This window comes from Micromonospora sp. NPDC049801 (assembly GCF_040656575.1).
Classification (GTDB): Bacteria; Actinomycetota; Actinomycetes; order Mycobacteriales; family Micromonosporaceae; genus Micromonospora.
In genome coordinates, this window is the sequence record NZ_JBFAMS010000023.1 from 18,530 (window position 1) to 35,605 (window position 17,076).

Here is a 17,076-nt window from a genome sequence, read left to right on the forward strand (position 1 = left end):
TGTCGAACATGGCAACCCCTGAGCCGTCCCGGCCCGGCTTCCAGCTCCCCCTGCTGCTGCTGGCCGGCTTCCGCACGCTGATCGACGACCTGCACGCCGAGTTGGCCCGCGAAGGGCACCCCGAGCTGCGCCCGCTGCACGGGTTCGTGCTCCAGGCCGTGGGCGTCGACGGCACCACCGCCAGCGAGCTGGGGCAGCGACTGGGCATCTCCAAGCAGGCCGCCGGCAAGACCGTCGACCGGCTGGTCGCCGTCGGCTACCTGGAACGGGTCGACGACCCCGCCGACGCCCGCCGACGGCTGGTCCGGATGACACCGCGCGGCGTCGACGGGCTCCGTCGCTCGGCCGAGATCTTCGATCGGCTACGGCAACGGTGGGCCGCGACCCTGGGCGAGGAGCGCGTGGCCGCGATCGAGGACGACCTGCGCACGATGGCCGCCACCAACTGGTTCCGCCTCGACATGCCGGGCTGGTTCGGCGGCTGACCGCGACCGAGCCCGGTTCGGCCGTTGATCGTGATCGACGGCCCGCTCGCGTGGGTGGGCCGTCGATCGTGATCGACACCGGATCGCCGATGTGGCGGCATCCGACGCCCGGCATTGCCCCCACGTCGGCGATCTGGAGTGGATCAAGGCCATCCGACGGTGTCCGCGCACCGATCGACTGATCGAAAACTGTCATAGGCGATCTCTAGGATCAGGGGTGCCGGTCGGGCTGAAGTGACGCCGACCGGTCCCCCTCACCAAGGAGATCGATGAGATCTGTGCGTGTATCACGGGGCAGGCTCCTGCGCGGCTTCACCGCGCTGGTCGTGGGCGCCGCGACGGTCGGTGTGGCCGCCACGCCGGCCCTGGCGCAGGACGATCCCGGCTGGGTCGAGGCCCTGCTCTACGACGCCACCGTCGGCGGCCCGGACGCTCCCGCTCGGACGGTTCCGCTGACCCTGACCAGCACCGGCGCGGCCCAACCCCGGGTGACCCTCGACCTGACCGGCCTGGCCGGCGTCGCAACGGCCACCTTCCCCACCGCGTGTGTCACCGAGGGCACCTCGGTCACCTGCCCGATGCCGGCCGACGCCACCGAGGAGTTCGGCACGGTCACCGGCACGGTGCCGGTGGTGTTCCGGGCCGCGCCCGGCGCGGTCGACGGCGCGACCGGCACCCTGACCTACACCGCGCTCGGCGAGCAGACCGAGGTGTCCACCCAGCAGGCGACGATCACCGTGCGGTCCGGGCCCGACCTGCTCGACATGGTCGACGAGTACGTCGACGGCGTCGACGTGGGTGACACCCGCGCCGCCCCGGTGGCCGTGGTCAACGCCGGCGACCAACCGGCCGTCGACCTGCGGCTCACCATGCGCTTCCCGGTCGGCCTCGTCCCGGCCAGCTACCGCAACTGCCGCTACGGCACCGACCAGGTGCTCGCCACCGTGGTCGTCTGCACCGTGCGGGGCACGTTCGCGCCCGGCCAGCGGCACGAGCTGCGCGGCGGGCTCGCCACCACGGTCGGTCCGGCCACCCTCGGCGACAAGCGGATCACCCAGATCGTGGAGCCGCTGGCGACCGCCGGGCCCCTTCCGAGCGGTGTGCGACTCACGCACCGCGAGAGCGACCAGGCACTGCGGCTCCGGCCGGTCGGAAAGCCGCTCGGCGTGATCCCGGTCGAGGTCGACGGCGTCGGCGGGCAGACCTACCTGCGTGCGGTGCACGGCGCCTTCGACATCGTCGCCCAGGGCGCCGCCGTCACCGGCGCGGTCGGCGACACCGTCCAGGTCACCGTGGGCATCCGTAACGAAGGGCCGGGCGTGCCGGACGGCACGATCTCCGGCGACACGGTCGGCGCGTTCTACTTCACCCCGCCCGCCGGCGTCACCGTGCTGGGCAGCCCGCGCTGCTCACAGACGGGCAGTGAGGAGGAGGAGAACGGCGACGACGCCCCGAAGACCTGGTACTGCGACGGGGGAAGGGCCGTGTTCACCGCCGGGACCAGCAACACGGTCACCTTCGACCTGCGGATCGACAGCCTCTCCGGGACGCCCGGCGAGGTCCAGCGATACGGCAGCTTCCCGCGGGTGGACGACAACCCGGGCAACGACGTCGCGCCGGTGACCGTGGGCTGACCGCACACGCCCTGACGACGCGGGCCGGTCACGGACGATTCCGTGGCCGGCCCGCGCTGTGTTGCCAGGTCAGTTCAGCCCGCCGTACGAGTGCAGGCCGGTGAAGAAGATGTTCACGCCGAACAGGTTCATCAGCATGGTGAGGAAGCCGAGCACGGCGATCCAGGTGGCCACGTTCCGCTTCACGCTGGGCGTGGCCCGCGCGTGCAGGTATCCGGCGTAGACCACCCAGGAGATGAACGCCCAGGTCTCCTTCGGGTCCCAGCCCCACGGCCGACCCCAGGCCGCCTCGGCCCAGATCGCGCCGGCGATCACCGCGAACGTGAAGATCGGGAAGGCGAACGCGTGCAACGCGAACGTCAGCCGCTCCAGGCTCACCGCGGCGGGCAGCCGCTTGGCGAGGGTGTACGGGAAGCTCCGCTTGCCCTGCTCGAACCCGTTGCGCATGAGGAAGCCGACGGCCGGCACCGCGCCGAGCAGGAAGATGCCGGACGCGAACACGATGGTCGAGACGTGGATGACGAACCAGTACGAGTTCAGCGCCGGCACCAGCGGCACGATCGGCACGTACAGGACCAGCTCGGCGGTGGCCACCAGGAGCACCATGACCAGGGTGAGGAACAGCCCGAGCTTGCGCAGCGACGGCCGCTTCCAGAGCACCACCAGCCAGGCCGCAACCCCGATGAACGTCACCGTGAGCACGAACTCGTACATGTTGCCCCACGGCATGCGGTCCGCCGCGAGACCGCGGGTGACCAGCGCCGCGAGGTGCAGGACGGCGGCGAGGGCGGTGGCACCCACCGCGACCAGCCCGGCGATCCGCGCCCGGTCGGCCGAGCCGTCGACGGACGGCGGCACCGGCCCGGACGGCTCGGCGGTCACGCCGCCGGCACCGCCGACCCCGGCACCCACCAGCTCGCGAGCGGGCGACGCCACGGCGGCCCGGGTACGCGCGTTGCCCAACGCATACTCGACGGCGTGGCTGATCATCGCGATCAGATACGTCAGGATCGCGAAGGTCACCAGATTGTCGGAGAGCGCGGACATCACTCGGTCCCTTCTCGCACACCGGCCGGGCCACCGGATTCGGTGTCGGCACCGGCCCGCTCGGCCGCCCGTTCGTCACCGTTCACGGCGGCGACCAACTGGGCGAACTCGTCGGCGAACCCTGGATAGTCGGTGCGCGGCAACCCACCGGCCTCCATCAAGCTACTACCGCCTGTCGGAGATCCATCAGCGGGGTCGGCCGGCAGCACCCGGAACCACACCCGGCGACGCCGCCCGAACAGCGAACCCATCAGCCCGACCAGCAGCACACCGCAGCTCACCAGCAACGGTGTCGAACCGGGATCGTGCCGGACGGAGAGCGTCACGTACCGCTCAGTGCCCAGGAACTCGACGGTTGTGCCGTCGTCAAGCGTCCACTTCTCGCCCTTGCGGAGCAGCTTGCTGCCGACTTCCTTGACCTTGCCGTTGCGCACCTGCCGCTGGTCGAGCTGGTAGACCGAGCCGGGGATGCCGGCGTCCATGCCGAGATTGCCCCGGTAGGCGACCAGGTTCAGCGCCGGGTTGCGCTCGGTGGGGTACTCGGAGCGGACGAACGGCGGCTGCTGCGGCGCGGTGGGCAGGTAGATGCCGGTGAAGGCCACCTGCTCACCCGGTACCCGCTTGCCGGTCGCCGGGTCGACGTTCGCGTCCGGGAAGGCGGCCAGCCCCTCGCTGGTCAGGCCCATGTCACCGGTGGTCAGGAACGGTTCGTCACTGACCTGGCTGTTGCCGTACCGGTCGGTGTAGCGGATCACCGGGGCGTACCCGTGGCCGAGCAGGTAGACGCTCGCGTCGGCGAGACGCAGCGGCGAGTTGACCGAGAAGTCCGCGCTGCGGGTCGGCTCGTCGGGGCCGTCCACGGTCACCCGGGCGTTGAAGAACTCCGGCTGGCCGGACGGCAGGAACCGAGCCTGGAAATCGTCCAGCCGCAGGCAGAAGCGGGGCAGGTCGGCGCTGTCGACGCGAGGGCCGAGCTTGGCCTCGGCGTACTGCTGGCGGGTGTTGCAGAACGCGTTGTCCGCGCCCGCCACCAGCAGACGGTTGCCGCTCCACCCGTACCAGGAGCCGAGCGCGACGCCGATCAGCACCGCGATGAGCGAGGTGTGGAACAGCAGGTTGCCGGTCTCCTTGAGGTAGCCCTTCTCGGCGGAAACCTCGTTCCCGCGCACCTCGACCCGCCAACGGCGCTTGCGCAGCACCTCGGCGACGGCGTCCACGCCGCCGGCCGGGGCGGGCAACGTGGTGTGCTGCGGCAGCCGGGCCATCCGCCTGGGCGCGACCGGTGGCCGGGACCGCAGCGCCCGGAAGTGGTCGCGCAGCCGGGGCGTGATGCAGCCGATCAGCGACGTGAACAGCAGCAGGTAGATGGCGGAGAACCAGACCGACCCGAAAACCTCGAACGCGCCGATCCGGTCCAGCCGAGGCGCCCAGTCCGGGTGGTCGACGAAGTACTGGTTGACCTTCTCCGGGCTGATCCCGCGCTGCGGCAGCACCGATCCGGGGATCGCGGCGATCGCCAGCAGGAAGAGCAGGATCAGGGCCGTACGCATGCTGGTGAGCTGCCGCCACGAGTTGCGCAGCAGGGCCAGCAGCCGGCTGGGCCGGCGGCGCGGCGCCGGGGCCTCGGCCTCCGGGCGCTCGTCGACGACCGTCATATGCTCACCTCGCCCACCCCGACGGTGGTCTGCAACCAGATCACGAAGCTCTGCCATCCGCCGGTGACCAGCGCCAGGCCGATCAGGATGAGCAGGGCGCCGCCGACCCGGGTGACCCAGCGGCTGTTGCGCCGGATGGCGCGGAAGACCCCGAGCAGGCGCTGGAAGCCCAGCCCGAAGACGACGAACGGTATCCCCAACCCGAGGCAGTACGCCACGGCGAGCACCACGGCCCGGTCACTCTGCCCACTGGTGGCCGCCATGCCCATCACCGCGCCGAGGGTCGGCCCGGTGCACGGCACCCAACTCAGCGCGAACACCGCCCCGAAGACCGGCGCGCCGAGCAGGCCGGCCGACGGCAGCCGGGAGATCCGGAACTCGCGTTGCAGCGCCGGGATCATCCCCAGGTAGCCCAGGCCGAGCACGATGATCAGCACACCGACGACGATCTCCAACTGCCGCTCGTAGTCGAAGAAGACCCGACCGATGCTGGCGAACAGGATCGCGGTGGCCACGAAGACCACGGTGAAGCCGGCGATGAAGAGCAGCGTCCCGGCGAGCACCCGGCCCTTGACGGCGACCGCCGCGGTCCGCTCCCGTACGGCAACAGCTCCACCCCCGCCCGCCGAAGTGAAAGGAAGGGCCCCTTCCTCTACCGCAGGCGGTAACAAGGTGCCCTTCCTTACACGGCCTTCGAGGTTGGCGCCGGCTAGGCCGGTGACATACGAGAGGTAGCCGGGGACGAGTGGGAGCACGCACGGGGAGAGGAAGCTGACCAGGCCGGCTAGCGCCGCCGCGCCGATGGCGAGCACCAGCGGCCCGCTCTGGGCCAGCTCCTTGAACGTCTCGCCCATCAGTTCGACGCCGGCTTCTCGGCCGCGATCCGATCGACGACCGGTCGCAGGCCCTCCTGCGTGACGGCCGCCCGGATCACCACGGCGACCCGGCCCTCCCGGTCGAGCACGACGGTCGCCGGGACGGTGTTCGGCGGGATGTCCAGGGACAGCGCCAGCTTGCTCGGCGGGTCGAACAGGCTCGGATAGGTGACCCGTCCCTGCTCGAACGCCTTGGCCTTGTCCCGCGAATCCTGCACGTTGACGCCGAGGAAGCTCACCCCGGAGCCCTTGGTGGCCTGGTAGACGGCTTCCAGGTCGTCCGCCTCGGCCCGGCAGGGCGGGCACCAGGAGCCCCAGAAGTTGACCACGACCACCTGGCCACGGGCCTCGCTGACGTCGTACGTGCCGCCGGTGAGCAGCTCACCGGCGAGCTTCGGCGGCGCGGAACGCTGGTCCGGCGCGCACTCGATGATGCCGTCGGAGGTGGTCGAGCAGGTCTTCTCCTGCCCCTTCGCCGACGTACAGCCGGCCAGCGCCACCGTGGCGACGGCGGCGAGCAGACCGGCGGTCCACCTCCGGGCGGTCATCAGGCCCCCTTGGCCGTCCGGGCTGTCGCGGAGAGAGCGACGAGGTGCGCGGCCGGCTCGCTGTAGCCGATGCCCACCACCTTCGCGTCGTCGAAGTGGAACGACGTGAGGCTGGCCAGCCCGCACTGGCGCTTGCGCGGGTCGTGCCAGAGCCGCTTGCGCTCGACGTGACGACGCAGCGTCCAGATCGGGAGCTGGTGCGACACCAGCACCGCCTCGCGTCCCTCGGCGGCGACCCGGGCGGCGTGCACGGCCGCGAACATCCGCTCGGCGATCACCCGGTACGCCTCCCCCCAGGACGGTGTCACCGGGTCGCGCAGCACCCACCAGTTGCGCGGGTCGCGGAACGACCCGTCGCCCGGGGAGACCTTCTTGCCCTCGAACCAGTTGGCGCTCTCGATCAGCCGCTCGTCCACCCCGACCGGCAGCCCGAACTGGGCGGCGATGGGCTCGGCGGTCTGCTGGGCGCGCTCCAACGGGCTGGCCACCACGTGCACGATCTCCCGCTCGGCGAGACCCTGCGCGGCGGCCTTGGCCATCTGCACGCCCAGCTCACTGAGGCGGAAACCGGGCAGCCGCCCGTACAGGATCTGGTCGGGGTTGTGCACCTCGCCGTGCCGGAGCACGTGGACCACCGTCTTCGCCACTGTCTACTACCCCCCGTGACCAGCGGCTGCCGCCGCATTCGCCGCCGTCGGCAGCGCGGCGGCGATGTGCTCCAGAGCGGCGTCGTCGATCGCCGCCGACACGAACCACGACTCGAACGCGCTCGGCGGCAGGTAGACGCCGGAGGCGAGCATCGAGTGGAAGAACGCCTTGAACGCCGGCACCTGCTGGGTGCGCGCGCTGTCGTAGTCGACCACGTCGGCGTCCGTGAAGAAGATCGAGAACATGCTGCCCGCGTACGACAAACGGTGCGGGACCCCGGCGGCGGCCAGCGCGTCGGACGCGAGCTTGCCCACGACGGCGGCCGTGTCGTCGAGCCTGCGGTAGAGCGCGTCGTCGGCGAGCCGCAGGGTCGCCAGACCGGCGGCGCAGGCCAGCGGGTTACCGGAGAGCGTCCCGGCCTGGTAGACCGGGCCGGCCGGCGCGAGACGCGCCATGATGTCCGCGCGCCCGCCGAACGCCGCGGCGGGCAGGCCACCACCCATGACCTTGCCGTACGTCCACAGGTCCGCCTCGGAGGCGTCGAGGCCGTGCCACCCGGCGCGGGAGACCCGGAACCCGGTCATCACCTCGTCGACGACGAGCAGGGCGCCGTGCGCGTGCGCGATCCGGGCCAACTGCTGGTTGAAGCCGTCGCGGGGCGCGACCACGCCCATGTTGCCGGCGGCGGCCTCGGTGATCACGGCGGCGATGTGCGGGCCCTCGGCGGCGAACGCCTCCTCGACGGCCCGGATGTCGTTGTACGGCAGCACGATCGTCTCGCTGGCCGCCGCGCCGGTGACGCCGGGCGAGTCGGGCAGGCCGAGGGTCGCCACACCGGAACCGGCGGAGGCGAGCAGCGCGTCGACGTGCCCGTGGTAGCAACCCGCGAACTTGACGATCTTGGAGCGGCCGGTGAAGCCACGGGCCAGCCGGATCGCCGACATGGTCGCCTCGGTGCCGGAGTTGACCAGGCGGACCTGCTCCACCGGCGTCCGGTCGACGATCTCGGCGGCCAGCTCCACCTCGCCCGGGGTGGGCGTGCCGAAGCTGGTGCCCCGGGCGGCGGCCGTCTGCACGGCGTCCACCACCTCCGGGTGGGCGTGCCCGAGGATCAGCGGACCCCACGAGCACACCAGGTCGACGTAGCGGCGACCGTCGGCGTCGTACAGCCACGGGCCCTCACCACGGACCATGAAGCGCGGGGTGCCGCCAACCGCCTGGAAGGCGCGCACGGGGGAGTTGACCCCGCCCGGCACGATGGCGCGGGCGCGGTCGAACAGGGCCTCGGAGGCCGGCGCGTCGGCCGGGTAGCGGCCAGATCCGGCGGAAACGATGTCGGTCACGATGCCGCCATTGTGTCAGCGCCGGACGGTCAACCAGCAGCCACCCCGGGCGAGGGTTACCGGGCTCACCCAGCTCCGGTGCCCGATGGACCGGCTCGTCGCCTCGACAGGCCGGGTCGGCTGGATCGCGCTAGGCTGACCGAGTGGATCGTGCCGAACTGTCCATCACGCTACACCGGACGGGCGACGAAGCAGTGCTTCGCCTGGCCGGTGAGATCGACATGCTCACGGCCGCCCAGCTCAGCACCGTGGTCAACGAGGTGCTGACCGATCCGCCCCCGCGGATCGTGCTCGACCTCGGCGGCGTCACCTTCTGCGACTCGCAGGGCCTGGGCACGCTCGTGGTGCTCAGCCGCAAGGCCAGCCACGCGCAGAGCCTGCTGATGCTCACCCACGTCGGCGACTTCCTGATCCGCGTCCTGGACATCACCGGCCTGCGCAGCGCCCTGATGATCAAAAACGACCAACCCACCGGCTAACCCCCACCCCACCCCCACCCCCAACCCCGCGCACGACCTCGACCACCCTGTTGATCAAGAGGTTTGCGTCAGAAATCGCGCTTCCGCTGACGCGAACCTCTTGATCAACGCGTGCTTCAGGGGGTGGGGATGTCTCGGGTGTGGAAGGTCTTCAGGGCCAGGGTTAGGAGGGTGGCTGCTGCTGCGCTCAGGGCCAGCAGGGGTAGCGGGGTCCAGTTGTTGTTCAGGACCTGGGGCGTGTGGGTGAACGGGGAGATGTCCAGGACCCACTGGCTCAGCTCCAGGATCGCGCCGATCTGACCCAGCAGCAGGCAGCCCGCGAGCACCGCCCAGGCCGCCCACGAGAACCGGGGCAGCCACCCCACCAGCAGCGCCGCCAGCCCCGCGAGGACCCACGCCGCCGGAACCTGGACCAGCCCCACGCCGAGCATCCGGGGCACCTCGCCGCCGACGTCACCGACGCTGAGGCCGTACGACAGTCCCGTCGCCGCCCCCGTCACGGCCAACACGACCACGGGGCCGAGCAGCGCGAAGACCAGGTGCGCCGCCAGCCAGCGGAACCTGCTCACCGCCGTGGCGAGCAGCGGTTCGGCCCGCCCGGCGGTCTCCTCCGCCCGCGCCCGCAGCGCGGCCTGGATGCCGTACCCGGCGGCGGCCAGCGCGGTCAGGCTCAACGTGCTGCCGAGGTACGCCTCGGCCAACGTCGTCGACCCACCCAGCCGGGCCAGCAGCTCGGCGACCTGCTCGTTGCCCTGCACCGCGTCGCCGGCCGCGTCCGCCGCGCCGCCCAGCACCAGACCGAGCAGCCCGAAGCCGACCGCCCAGCCGAGCAACTGGCCCCGGTGCAGCCGCCAGGCCAGGCCGAACGGTCCGGCCAGCGCGCCGCCCGCGGTGGCCGGGCCGAGCCGGGGCGGCAGCACGCCGGCACCCACGTCCCGGCGTACCGAGACGGGGTACGCGACCAGCGCCACCGCCACACTGAACAGCACCGGTAGCAGCAGCACCCACCAACGCTCGCCGGTGAAGGCCCGCCCCCGGGGCCCCCAGCCGAGCGGGGAGATCCAGCTCAGCCATTCGGCACGTCCGCCGCTGCCACCGGAACCTCCGGCGTCGCCGCCGAGGCGCAGCGCGAACGCCAACCCGAGCACGCCCAGCCCGATGCCGCGTGCCCCGCCGGCGCTCTGGGTGAGCTGCGCGGCCAGGCCGCCGACCGTGGCGAACGCGATGCCGGTCAGGGCCACGCCGACGCCGAAGAGCAGCGATCCGGCACCGGGCAGGCCCGCCGCGACCAGGCCGCCGGCGATGAGCAGGCCGAGCAGCAGATTCGCGGCGTACGTGACCAGCAGCGCCGCGGTCAGCCCGGCGTACCGGCCGAGGACCGATGCGCCCAGCAACTCCCGCCGGCCGGCCTCCTCCTCGGTGCGGGTGTGTCGTACCACCGTCAGCACGCTCGCCAGGGCGGCAATCATGGCGAACAGCCCGGCTCGCTGGACGGTGAGCGCGCCGATGCTGTCGCCGTACACCGGACCGAGCAGCGCGACGATCGACGGGTTGCTCGCCGTGCTGGCCAGGTAGGCGGCCCGCTCGGCGGCGGTCGGATAGAGGCCGGTGAACGCGCCGGCGTAGCTGGCCGGCAGCACGGCCAGCGGAAGGATCCAGATGGGCAGCACGATCCGGTCCCGCCGCAGGATCAGGCGCATCAGGTGTCGGGTGCCGGTGAACGCGGTGCCGCGCAAACCCGGCTCACTCCTCGCGGTCACGAGCGCACCTGCTCGCCCTGGTAGTGCCGCAGGAACAACTCCTCGAGCGTCGGCGGTTGGCTGACCAGGCTGCGTACGCCGATCTCGGTGAGTCGACGGAGCGCGCTGTCCAGCGCGGCGTCCTCCACGTCGAAGCGCACCCGCTGCCCGTCCACCCGCAGGTCGTGCACGCCGGCGAGCTGACCCAGCCCGTCCACCGGACCGGTCAGCTCGGCCTCGATGGAGGTGCGCCGCAGGTGCCGCAGCTCGCTCAGGGTGCCGGTCTCCACGTCCCGCCCGTTGCGGATGATCGTCACCCGGTCGCAGAGCGCCTCCACCTCGGCCAGGATGTGGCTGGAGAGCAGCACGGTGCGGCCGTCGGCCTTCGCCCGGCGTACCCAGTGCTGGAAGACCTCCTCCATGAGGGGGTCCAGGCCGGACGTCGGCTCGTCCAGGATGAGGAGTTCGGCGTCCGACGCGAGGGCGGCCACCAGGCCGACCTTTTGCCGGTTGCCCTTGGAGTACGTCCGGCCCTTCTTGCGGGGATCCAGCTCGAAGGATTCGAGCAGTTCGGCTCGGCGGGCCGGGTCGAGGCCGCCGCGCATCCGGCCGAGCAGGTCGATGACCTCGCCGCCGGAGAGGTTGGGCCAGAGCGTCACGTCGCCCGGCACGTACGCCAGCCGGCGGTGCAGGGCCACCGCGTCGCGCCACGGATCGCCCCCGAGCAGGCGGACGGCCCCCGCGTCCGTCCGCAGCAGACCGAGGAGCGCCCGAATGGCCGTCGACTTGCCGGCGCCGTTCGGCCCGAGGAACCCGTGCACCTCGCCGGCGCGGACATTCAGGTCCAGACCGTCGAGCGCCCGGACGCGGCCGAAGGTCTTGACCAGGCCGGACACTTCAATCGGAGTTTCCATATATCGGAAGCTACACTCGTTTCACAAAGTTGTGAAGACAGTGTGAGCGCGGCACCATCGGTGCCCACAAACCACACGGGAGGGGCAGAGATGGCAGCGGCCGACGGCCACGACCCGGTGCACCTCTTCGTCGAACGGATGGCCCTCACGTTCGCCGAGGTCGGCTTCCCCCGGATGGCCGCTCGGGTGCTGTTCACCGTGATGAGCGCGGACGATCCGCTGACGGCCGCCGAGATCGGCGAACGGCTCGGAGTCAGCGCGGCGGCGGTCAGCGGCGCGGTCCGTTACCTCACCCAGTTCGGCATGCTGATCCGCGAGCCGGTCCCCCGCTCCCGCCGCGACCGTTACCGGATGCCGGAGAACCCTTGGTACGAGGGGACCATCACGAAGACCGCGATCTACAAGACGTTCATCGACGTGGCCGAGGGCGGCATCGGGGCGCTCGGCGCGGAGACGCCGGCCGGCGAACGGGTGGCCGAGATGCGCGACTTCTTTATCTTCGTCCAGGAAGAGATCGACTCACTCGGCGAACGCTGGCGCGTCCGCCGGGCCGCCACCGGCCACCTCCGACCCGGCGAAGCCTGACCCGCAGGCCGGCGCCGCGAGCGTGAGCCGGCCCGGCCCCAGCCACGAGCTGCCGAACGCGGCTGGTCAGGCCGTGTTGCCCCAGCGGGCCTGTTCGAGGAGCCCGACTGCACGGTCCCGCGCCTCCCGGTCGTCCGAGCGCAGCAGGGTGGTGGCCTCGTCGACCGCGTCGGTGAGTCGCCGCCACTGCGCGTCGCGATCCCGCACCAGGTCCGACTGGGCGGCCAACTGCCGGGTCTTCACCCACAGCTCGACGAAGACCGACACCTTGGCCCGCAGCACCCACGGGTCGAACGGCTTGGTCAGGTAGTCCACGGCGCCCACCTGGTAGCCCCGCAGAGCGAGCTGGGCGTCCCGGTCGGCGGCGGTGAGGAAGATGATCGGCACGTGCCGGGTGCGCTCCCGGCGCTTGATGTGACTGGCCGTCTCGAAGCCGTCCATGTCCGGCATCTGCGCGTCCAACAGGATCACCGCGAAGTCGTCCACCAGCAACTGCTTGAGGGCCGCCTCGCCGCTCTCCACGGCCACCGACTGGACCGGCAGGCCCTGGAGGATCGCCTCCAGGGCCATCAGGTTCTCCCGGCGGTCGTCCACGAGCAGCGCCTTGGCCATCTGGGTCACGAAGTCTCCTCGGTGCGGCTGCCGCTGATCCAGGACGACATCAGCTCGATCAGGTCGTCGAGGTCGACCGGCTTGGTGATGTAGTCGCTTCCTCCGGCCGCGAGCGCCGACTCGCGGTCGCCCGGCATCGCCTTCGCGGTCAGGAAGACGACGGGGAGGTCGGCGAACCGGTGGTTACGCCGGATCTGACGGGTCGTCTCGTACCCGTCCTGGTCGGGCATCATGGCGTCCATCAGCACGATGTCCACCTCCGGATGCTCGGCCAGCAGGCGGACGCCGTCCGCCCCGTTGTCCGAGTACAGCACGGTCATGCCGTGCAGCTCCAACGCGCTGGTCAGAGCGAAGACGTTGCGTACGTCGTCGTCCACGATCAGCACAGTGGCCCCGTCCAGCTGCCGGGTGGCCGGCGCCTCCGGCCGCTCCGGCAACAGCTCCAGCGGCGGCATGAGCAGCGACGACGGCAGGCCGGCGCGCTGTGGCGACGGCGGCTGCGGCGCGACGACCGCGTCCGGAGCGAGGACCTGGGGTACGAACAACGTGAACGTCGAGCCCTGGCCGGGCGCCGACGAGACGGTGATCGTGCCACCGATCAGTCGCGCCAGGTCCCGGCTGATCGACAGACCCAGACCGGTGCCGCCGTAGCGGCGGCTGGTCGTGCCGTCCGCCTGCTGGAACGCCTCGAAGATGATCGACAGCTTGTCGTCGGAGATGCCGATCCCGGTGTCGATCACCGTGAAGGCGATCACCTGCTGGGCGTTCGTCAGCGCGGGCACGTCGAACACCGCGTTCGGCGCGGCCGGCGCGATCCGCAACGTCACCGCGCCGTTGTCGGTGAACTTCACCGCGTTGGAGAGCAGGTTGCGCAGGATCTGCTGCAACCGCTGCGCGTCGGTCACCAGTGCCGGCGGCAGATCCTTGCTGACGCGTACCTGGAAGTCGAGATTCTTCTCCTCGGCCTGCGGCGCGAACGCCTGCTCGACGAAGCCGCGCAGCTCGGTGAAGCGGATCTCGGTCGGCTCGACGTCCATCCGGCCCGCCTCGATCTTGGACAGGTCGAGGATGTCGTCGATCAGCCGCAGCAGGTCGGAGCCGGAGCCGTGGATCGTCCGGGCGAACTCGATCTGCTTCGGGCTGAGGTTCTGCTCCGAGTTCTCCGCGAGCAGGCGGGCCAGCAGCAGCAACGAGTTCAGCGGCGTACGCAGCTCGTGGCTCATGTTGGCGAGGAACTCCGACTTGTACGCCGACGCCCGGGTGAGCTGCTGCGCCTTCTCCTCCAGGCCGAGGCGGGCCAGCTCGATCTCCCGGTTCTTGGTCTCGATGTTGCCCTTCTGCTCGGAGAGCAGGGTGGCCTTCTCCTCCAGCTCGGCGTTGGTGCGCTGCAACTCCGCCGACTGCTCCTGCATCTCGTGCGCCAGCCGCTGCGACTGGGCCAGCAGCTCCTCCGTACGCCGGTTGGCCTGGATGGTGTTGACCGCGATGCCGATGGTGAGCACCAGCCGCTCCAGGAACGACAGGTGCAGCTCGGAGAAGGCGGACACGCTGGCGAACTCGATCACCCCGAGCAGCTCCCCCTCGAACAGCACGGGGAGCACCACCAGGTCGGTCGGGGGTGTCTCGGCCAGACCGGAGCGCAGCGTGAGGCGGCTGTTCGGTGGGGCGCTGACCCGGATCGTCCGACGCGAGAGGGCGGTCTGCCCGACCAGCCCCTCACCCGGCCCGAAGGTCACGTCGTGCCCCCGCGCCACATAGCCGTACGACGAGGTCAACCGCAGCCGCATGCTGCCGTCGGTGTCGTCGGCCAGGAAGAACGCGCCGAGTTGCGCGTCGACCAGCGGCGTCACCTCGGTCATGATCATGCGGCAGACCTCGCCGAGGTCGCGCTGGCCCTGCAACAGGCCGCCGATGCGGGCCAGGTTGGAGTCCAGCCAGCCCTGCTCGGCGTTCTTCTTGGTCGTCTCCCGGAGGGTGACGATCATCTGGTTGATGTTGTCCTTCAGCTCGGCGACCTCGCCCTGCGCCTTGACGGCGATCCGCTGGGTCAGGTCGCCCCGGGTCACCGACGTGGACACCTGGGCGATGGCACGTAGCTGGGTGGTCAACGTCGAGGCGAGCTGGTTGACGTTCTCGGTGAGGTCGCGCCAGGTGCCGGAGACGCCCTTGACCTGCGCCTGACCACCCAACTTGCCCTCGATGCCGACCTCGCGGGCGACCCGGGTCACCTCGTCGGCGAACGACGAGAGCTGGTCGACCATCGTGTTGACGGTCGACTTCAGCTCCAGGATCTCGCCCTGGGCGTCCACGGTGATCTTCTGGCTCAGGTCGCCCTTCGCCACCGCGGTGGTCACCGAGGCGATGTTGCGGACCTGGCTGGTCAGGTTCGACGCCATCGAGTTCACGTTGTCCGTCAGGTCACGCCAGGTGCCGGACACGCCCTTGACCTGGGCCTGACCGCCGAGCTTGCCCTCGGTACCCACCTCACGGGCCACCCGGGTCACCTCGTCCGCGAACGACGAGAGCTGGTCCACCATCGTGTTGACGGTCGACTTCAGCTCCAGGATCTCGCCCCGCGCGTCCACCGTGATCTTCTGCGACAGATCGCCCTTCGCCACCGCCGTCGAGACCTGGGCGATGTTGCGGACCTGGGCCGTCAGGTTCGACGCCATCGAGTTCACGTTGTCGGTCAGGTCGCGCCAGGTGCCGGCGACCCCACGCACCTGGGCCTGACCGCCGAGCTTGCCCTCGGTGCCCACCTCACGGGCCACCCGGGTCACCTCGTCCGCGAACGACGAGAGCTGGTCCACCATCGTGTTGACCGTCGACTTCAGCTCCAGGATCTCGCCCCGCGCGTCCACCGTGATCTTCTGCGACAGATCGCCCTTCGCCACCGCCGTGGTCACCGAGGCGATGTTGCGGACCTGGCTGGTCAGGTTCGACGCCATCGAGTTCACGTTGTCGGTCAGGTCACGCCACGTACCGCTGACGCCCTTGACCTGCGCCTGACCGCCCAGGTTGCCCTCGGTACCCACCTCACGGGCCACCCGGGTCACCTCGTCCGCGAACGACGAGAGCTGGTCGACCATCGTGTTGACGGTGTTCTTCAGCTCCAGGATCTCGCCCTGCGCGTCAACGGTGATCTTCTGCGACAGGTCCCCCTTCGCCACCGCCGTGGAGACCTGGGAGATGTTGCGGACCTGGCTGGTCAGGTTGCCGGCCAACTGGTTGACGTTCTCGGTGAGGTCACGCCAGGTGCCCGAGACGCCGCGTACCTGCGCCTGACCACCCAACTTGCCCTCGATGCCCACCTCACGGGCCACCCGCGTGACCTCGTCGGCGAACGACGACAACTGGTCCACCATCGTGTTGACGGTGTCCTTCAGCTCCAGGATCTCGCCCTGCGCCGCCACGGTGATCTTCTGCGACAGGTCACCCCGCGCCACCGCCGTGGAGACCTGCGCGATGTTGCGGACCTGGGCGGTCAGGTTCGACGCCATCGAGTTGACGCTGTCGGTCAGGTCCTTCCAGGTGCCCGCCACGTTCGGCACCTCGGCCTGCCCGCCCAACTTGCCCTCGGTGCCCACCTCGCGGGCCACCCGGGTCACCTGCTCGGCGAAGAGCCGCAGCGTGTCCGTGAGGTAGTTCATCGTGGCCGCCAGCTCGGCCACCTCACCGCGCGCGCTGACCGTGATCTTCTGCGACAGGTCGCCCTTGGCCACCGCCGTCGCCACCTGCGAGATCGACCGCACCTGGCCGGTCAGGTTCGACGCCATGGTGTTCACCGAGTCGGTGAGGTCCTTCCACGTGCCGGCGACACCCCGTACGTCGGCCTGGCCGCCCAGCTTGCCCTCGGTGCCCACCTCACGGGCCACCCGGGTCACCTCGTTGGAGAACGACGACAACTGGTCGACCATCGTGTTCACGGTGCGCCCGATCCGCAGGTACTCACCGCGCAGCGGCCGACCGTCGATCTCCAACGCCATGTGCTGGGACAGGTCGCCGTCGGCGACCGCCACGATGACACGGGCGATCTCGGTCGTCGGCCGGCCCAGATCGTCGATCAGCGAGTTGATCGCCCGCTGCCCCTCCGCCCAGGAGCCGTCCAGCCCCTCGTCATCGAGCCGCTCGGTGAGCCGACCGTCCCGACCGACGATCCGGCTGATCCGCCGCAGGTCCAGGTACTGACGCTCCTGGACCGAGACCACCTCGTTGAAGGCGTCCGCGACCTCGCCCGCCTTGCCGGCGCGACGGGGCAGCCGGACCTTCAGATCACCGCGACGAACCCGTCGCAGCGCCTCGGTCAGCTCATCGAGGAGCGCGTCCTGGTCGGGCGCGGACGGATCCGCGTACGACTGCTTCGCCGTGGTCATGATGCCTCGCTCACCTGGGGGGGTCCGTGCCCGTACAGACACACCGGCACCCCATATTGTGCCCGCGTCGGCCGTAGTGCCAGGGTGCGCGACCCGCCGATCGAACCCGTCGGCCCCCGGGATCCTCGCGGCGGTACCC

General features: G+C 70.8%; 14 protein-coding genes. 4 read left to right on the plus strand and 10 right to left on the minus strand.

What is annotated here, in order from left to right; translation table 11 throughout:
- Window positions 1-8 precede the first annotated feature (8 nt).
- Both AB0I89_RS30340 and AB0I89_RS30345 read left to right on the plus strand, forming a co-directional pair.
- Window positions 9-485, plus strand: a complete 477-nt coding sequence (locus tag AB0I89_RS30340) for a MarR family winged helix-turn-helix transcriptional regulator (RefSeq protein WP_357133730.1) — start codon at window positions 9-11, stop codon at window positions 483-485.
- A gap of 269 nt (window positions 486-754) precedes the next feature.
- Entirely contained in the window at window positions 755-2,119 is a 1,365-nt protein-coding gene (locus AB0I89_RS30345; protein WP_357133732.1) for a hypothetical protein, read from the plus strand.
- A gap of 69 nt (window positions 2,120-2,188) precedes the next feature.
- Here AB0I89_RS30345 and ccsB read toward each other — a convergent pair whose 3' ends face one another.
- From ccsB to hemL, 6 genes are read right to left on the minus strand one after another with little or no spacing between them, the layout of a single operon-like run.
- Window positions 2,189-3,166 (minus strand): c-type cytochrome biogenesis protein CcsB, encoded by a 978-nt coding sequence (gene ccsB / locus AB0I89_RS30350; protein ID WP_357133735.1) that lies wholly within the window; start codon window positions 3,164-3,166, stop codon window positions 2,189-2,191.
- A complete protein-coding gene (locus AB0I89_RS30355; protein ID WP_357133737.1) occupies window positions 3,166-4,821 on the minus strand; it encodes a cytochrome c biogenesis protein ResB in 1,656 nt (551 codons plus the stop codon). The genes ccsB and AB0I89_RS30355 overlap by 1 nt, the downstream gene beginning before the upstream one ends.
- Window positions 4,818-5,675 (minus strand): cytochrome c biogenesis protein CcdA, encoded by an 858-nt coding sequence (locus tag AB0I89_RS30360; RefSeq protein ID WP_357133739.1) that lies wholly within the window; start codon window positions 5,673-5,675, stop codon window positions 4,818-4,820. The genes AB0I89_RS30355 and AB0I89_RS30360 overlap by 4 nt, the downstream gene beginning before the upstream one ends.
- Window positions 5,675-6,244, minus strand: coding sequence for a TlpA disulfide reductase family protein (locus AB0I89_RS30365; RefSeq protein ID WP_357133741.1), 570 nt, complete (start codon window positions 6,242-6,244; stop codon window positions 5,675-5,677). The genes AB0I89_RS30360 and AB0I89_RS30365 overlap by 1 nt, the downstream gene beginning before the upstream one ends.
- Entirely contained in the window at window positions 6,244-6,891 is a 648-nt protein-coding gene (locus tag AB0I89_RS30370) for a histidine phosphatase family protein (RefSeq protein ID WP_357133743.1), read from the minus strand. Before AB0I89_RS30370 ends, AB0I89_RS30365 begins: the two co-directional genes overlap by 1 nt.
- A gap of 6 nt (window positions 6,892-6,897) precedes the next feature.
- On the minus strand, window positions 6,898-8,235 hold the full coding sequence (gene hemL / locus AB0I89_RS30375; protein ID WP_357133745.1) for a glutamate-1-semialdehyde 2,1-aminomutase: 1,338 nt from the start codon (window positions 8,233-8,235) through the stop codon (window positions 6,898-6,900).
- 143 nt (window positions 8,236-8,378) lie between these two features.
- Between hemL and AB0I89_RS30380 the strand changes: the two genes are divergently transcribed.
- A complete protein-coding gene (locus tag AB0I89_RS30380) occupies window positions 8,379-8,714 on the plus strand; it encodes an STAS domain-containing protein (RefSeq protein WP_357133747.1) in 336 nt (111 codons plus the stop codon).
- A 116-nt stretch (window positions 8,715-8,830) separates the two neighbouring features.
- Here the strand turns inward: AB0I89_RS30380 and AB0I89_RS30385 are convergent, their stop codons facing one another.
- Window positions 8,831-10,474: an ABC transporter permease gene (locus tag AB0I89_RS30385; protein ID WP_357133749.1), complete on the minus strand. Its 1,644-nt coding sequence runs from the start codon at window positions 10,472-10,474 to the stop codon at window positions 8,831-8,833.
- Window positions 10,471-11,367, minus strand: coding sequence for an ABC transporter ATP-binding protein (locus AB0I89_RS30390; protein WP_357133751.1), 897 nt, complete (start codon window positions 11,365-11,367; stop codon window positions 10,471-10,473). The genes AB0I89_RS30385 and AB0I89_RS30390 overlap by 4 nt, the downstream gene beginning before the upstream one ends.
- Window positions 11,368-11,457: 90 nt before the next feature.
- Here AB0I89_RS30390 and AB0I89_RS30395 point away from each other — a divergent pair, with 90 nt between their 5' ends.
- Window positions 11,458-11,952, plus strand: a complete 495-nt coding sequence (locus AB0I89_RS30395; RefSeq protein WP_357133753.1) for a helix-turn-helix domain-containing protein — start codon at window positions 11,458-11,460, stop codon at window positions 11,950-11,952.
- 66 nt (window positions 11,953-12,018) lie between these two features.
- On the opposite strand, the gene AB0I89_RS30400 is transcribed toward AB0I89_RS30395, so the two are convergent.
- Both AB0I89_RS30400 and AB0I89_RS30405 read right to left on the minus strand, forming a co-directional pair.
- Window positions 12,019-12,573 carry a response regulator gene (locus AB0I89_RS30400; protein WP_357133755.1) on the minus strand — a complete coding sequence of 185 codons (555 nt, stop codon included), beginning with the start codon at window positions 12,571-12,573 and terminating at the stop codon, window positions 12,019-12,021.
- The gene (locus tag AB0I89_RS30405; RefSeq protein ID WP_355048323.1) at window positions 12,570-16,937 is read right to left on the minus strand and encodes a HAMP domain-containing protein; all 4,368 of its coding nucleotides are present in this window, start codon (window positions 16,935-16,937) and stop codon (window positions 12,570-12,572) included. The genes AB0I89_RS30400 and AB0I89_RS30405 overlap by 4 nt, the downstream gene beginning before the upstream one ends.
- Window positions 16,938-17,076 lie beyond the last annotated feature (139 nt).

Coding starts and splice junctions, on each gene's coding strand:
- AB0I89_RS30355 (WP_357133737.1), bottom strand. CDS start 4,821: ATGACGGTCGTCGACGAGCGCCCGGAGGCCGAGGCCCCGGCGCCGCGC.
- AB0I89_RS30360 (WP_357133739.1), bottom strand. CDS start 5,675: ATGGGCGAGACGTTCAAGGAGCTGGCCCAGAGCGGGCCGCTGGTGCTC.
- AB0I89_RS30390 (WP_357133751.1), bottom strand. CDS start 11,367: ATGGAAACTCCGATTGAAGTGTCCGGCCTGGTCAAGACCTTCGGCCGC.
- AB0I89_RS30395 (WP_357133753.1), top strand. CDS start 11,458: ATGGCAGCGGCCGACGGCCACGACCCGGTGCACCTCTTCGTCGAACGG.
- AB0I89_RS30345 (WP_357133732.1), top strand. CDS start 755: ATGAGATCTGTGCGTGTATCACGGGGCAGGCTCCTGCGCGGCTTCACC.
- ccsB (WP_357133735.1), bottom strand. CDS start 3,166: ATGTCCGCGCTCTCCGACAATCTGGTGACCTTCGCGATCCTGACGTAT.
- AB0I89_RS30365 (WP_357133741.1), bottom strand. CDS start 6,244: ATGACCGCCCGGAGGTGGACCGCCGGTCTGCTCGCCGCCGTCGCCACG.
- AB0I89_RS30340 (WP_357133730.1), top strand. CDS start 9: ATGGCAACCCCTGAGCCGTCCCGGCCCGGCTTCCAGCTCCCCCTGCTG.
- AB0I89_RS30405 (WP_355048323.1), bottom strand. CDS start 16,937: ATGACCACGGCGAAGCAGTCGTACGCGGATCCGTCCGCGCCCGACCAG.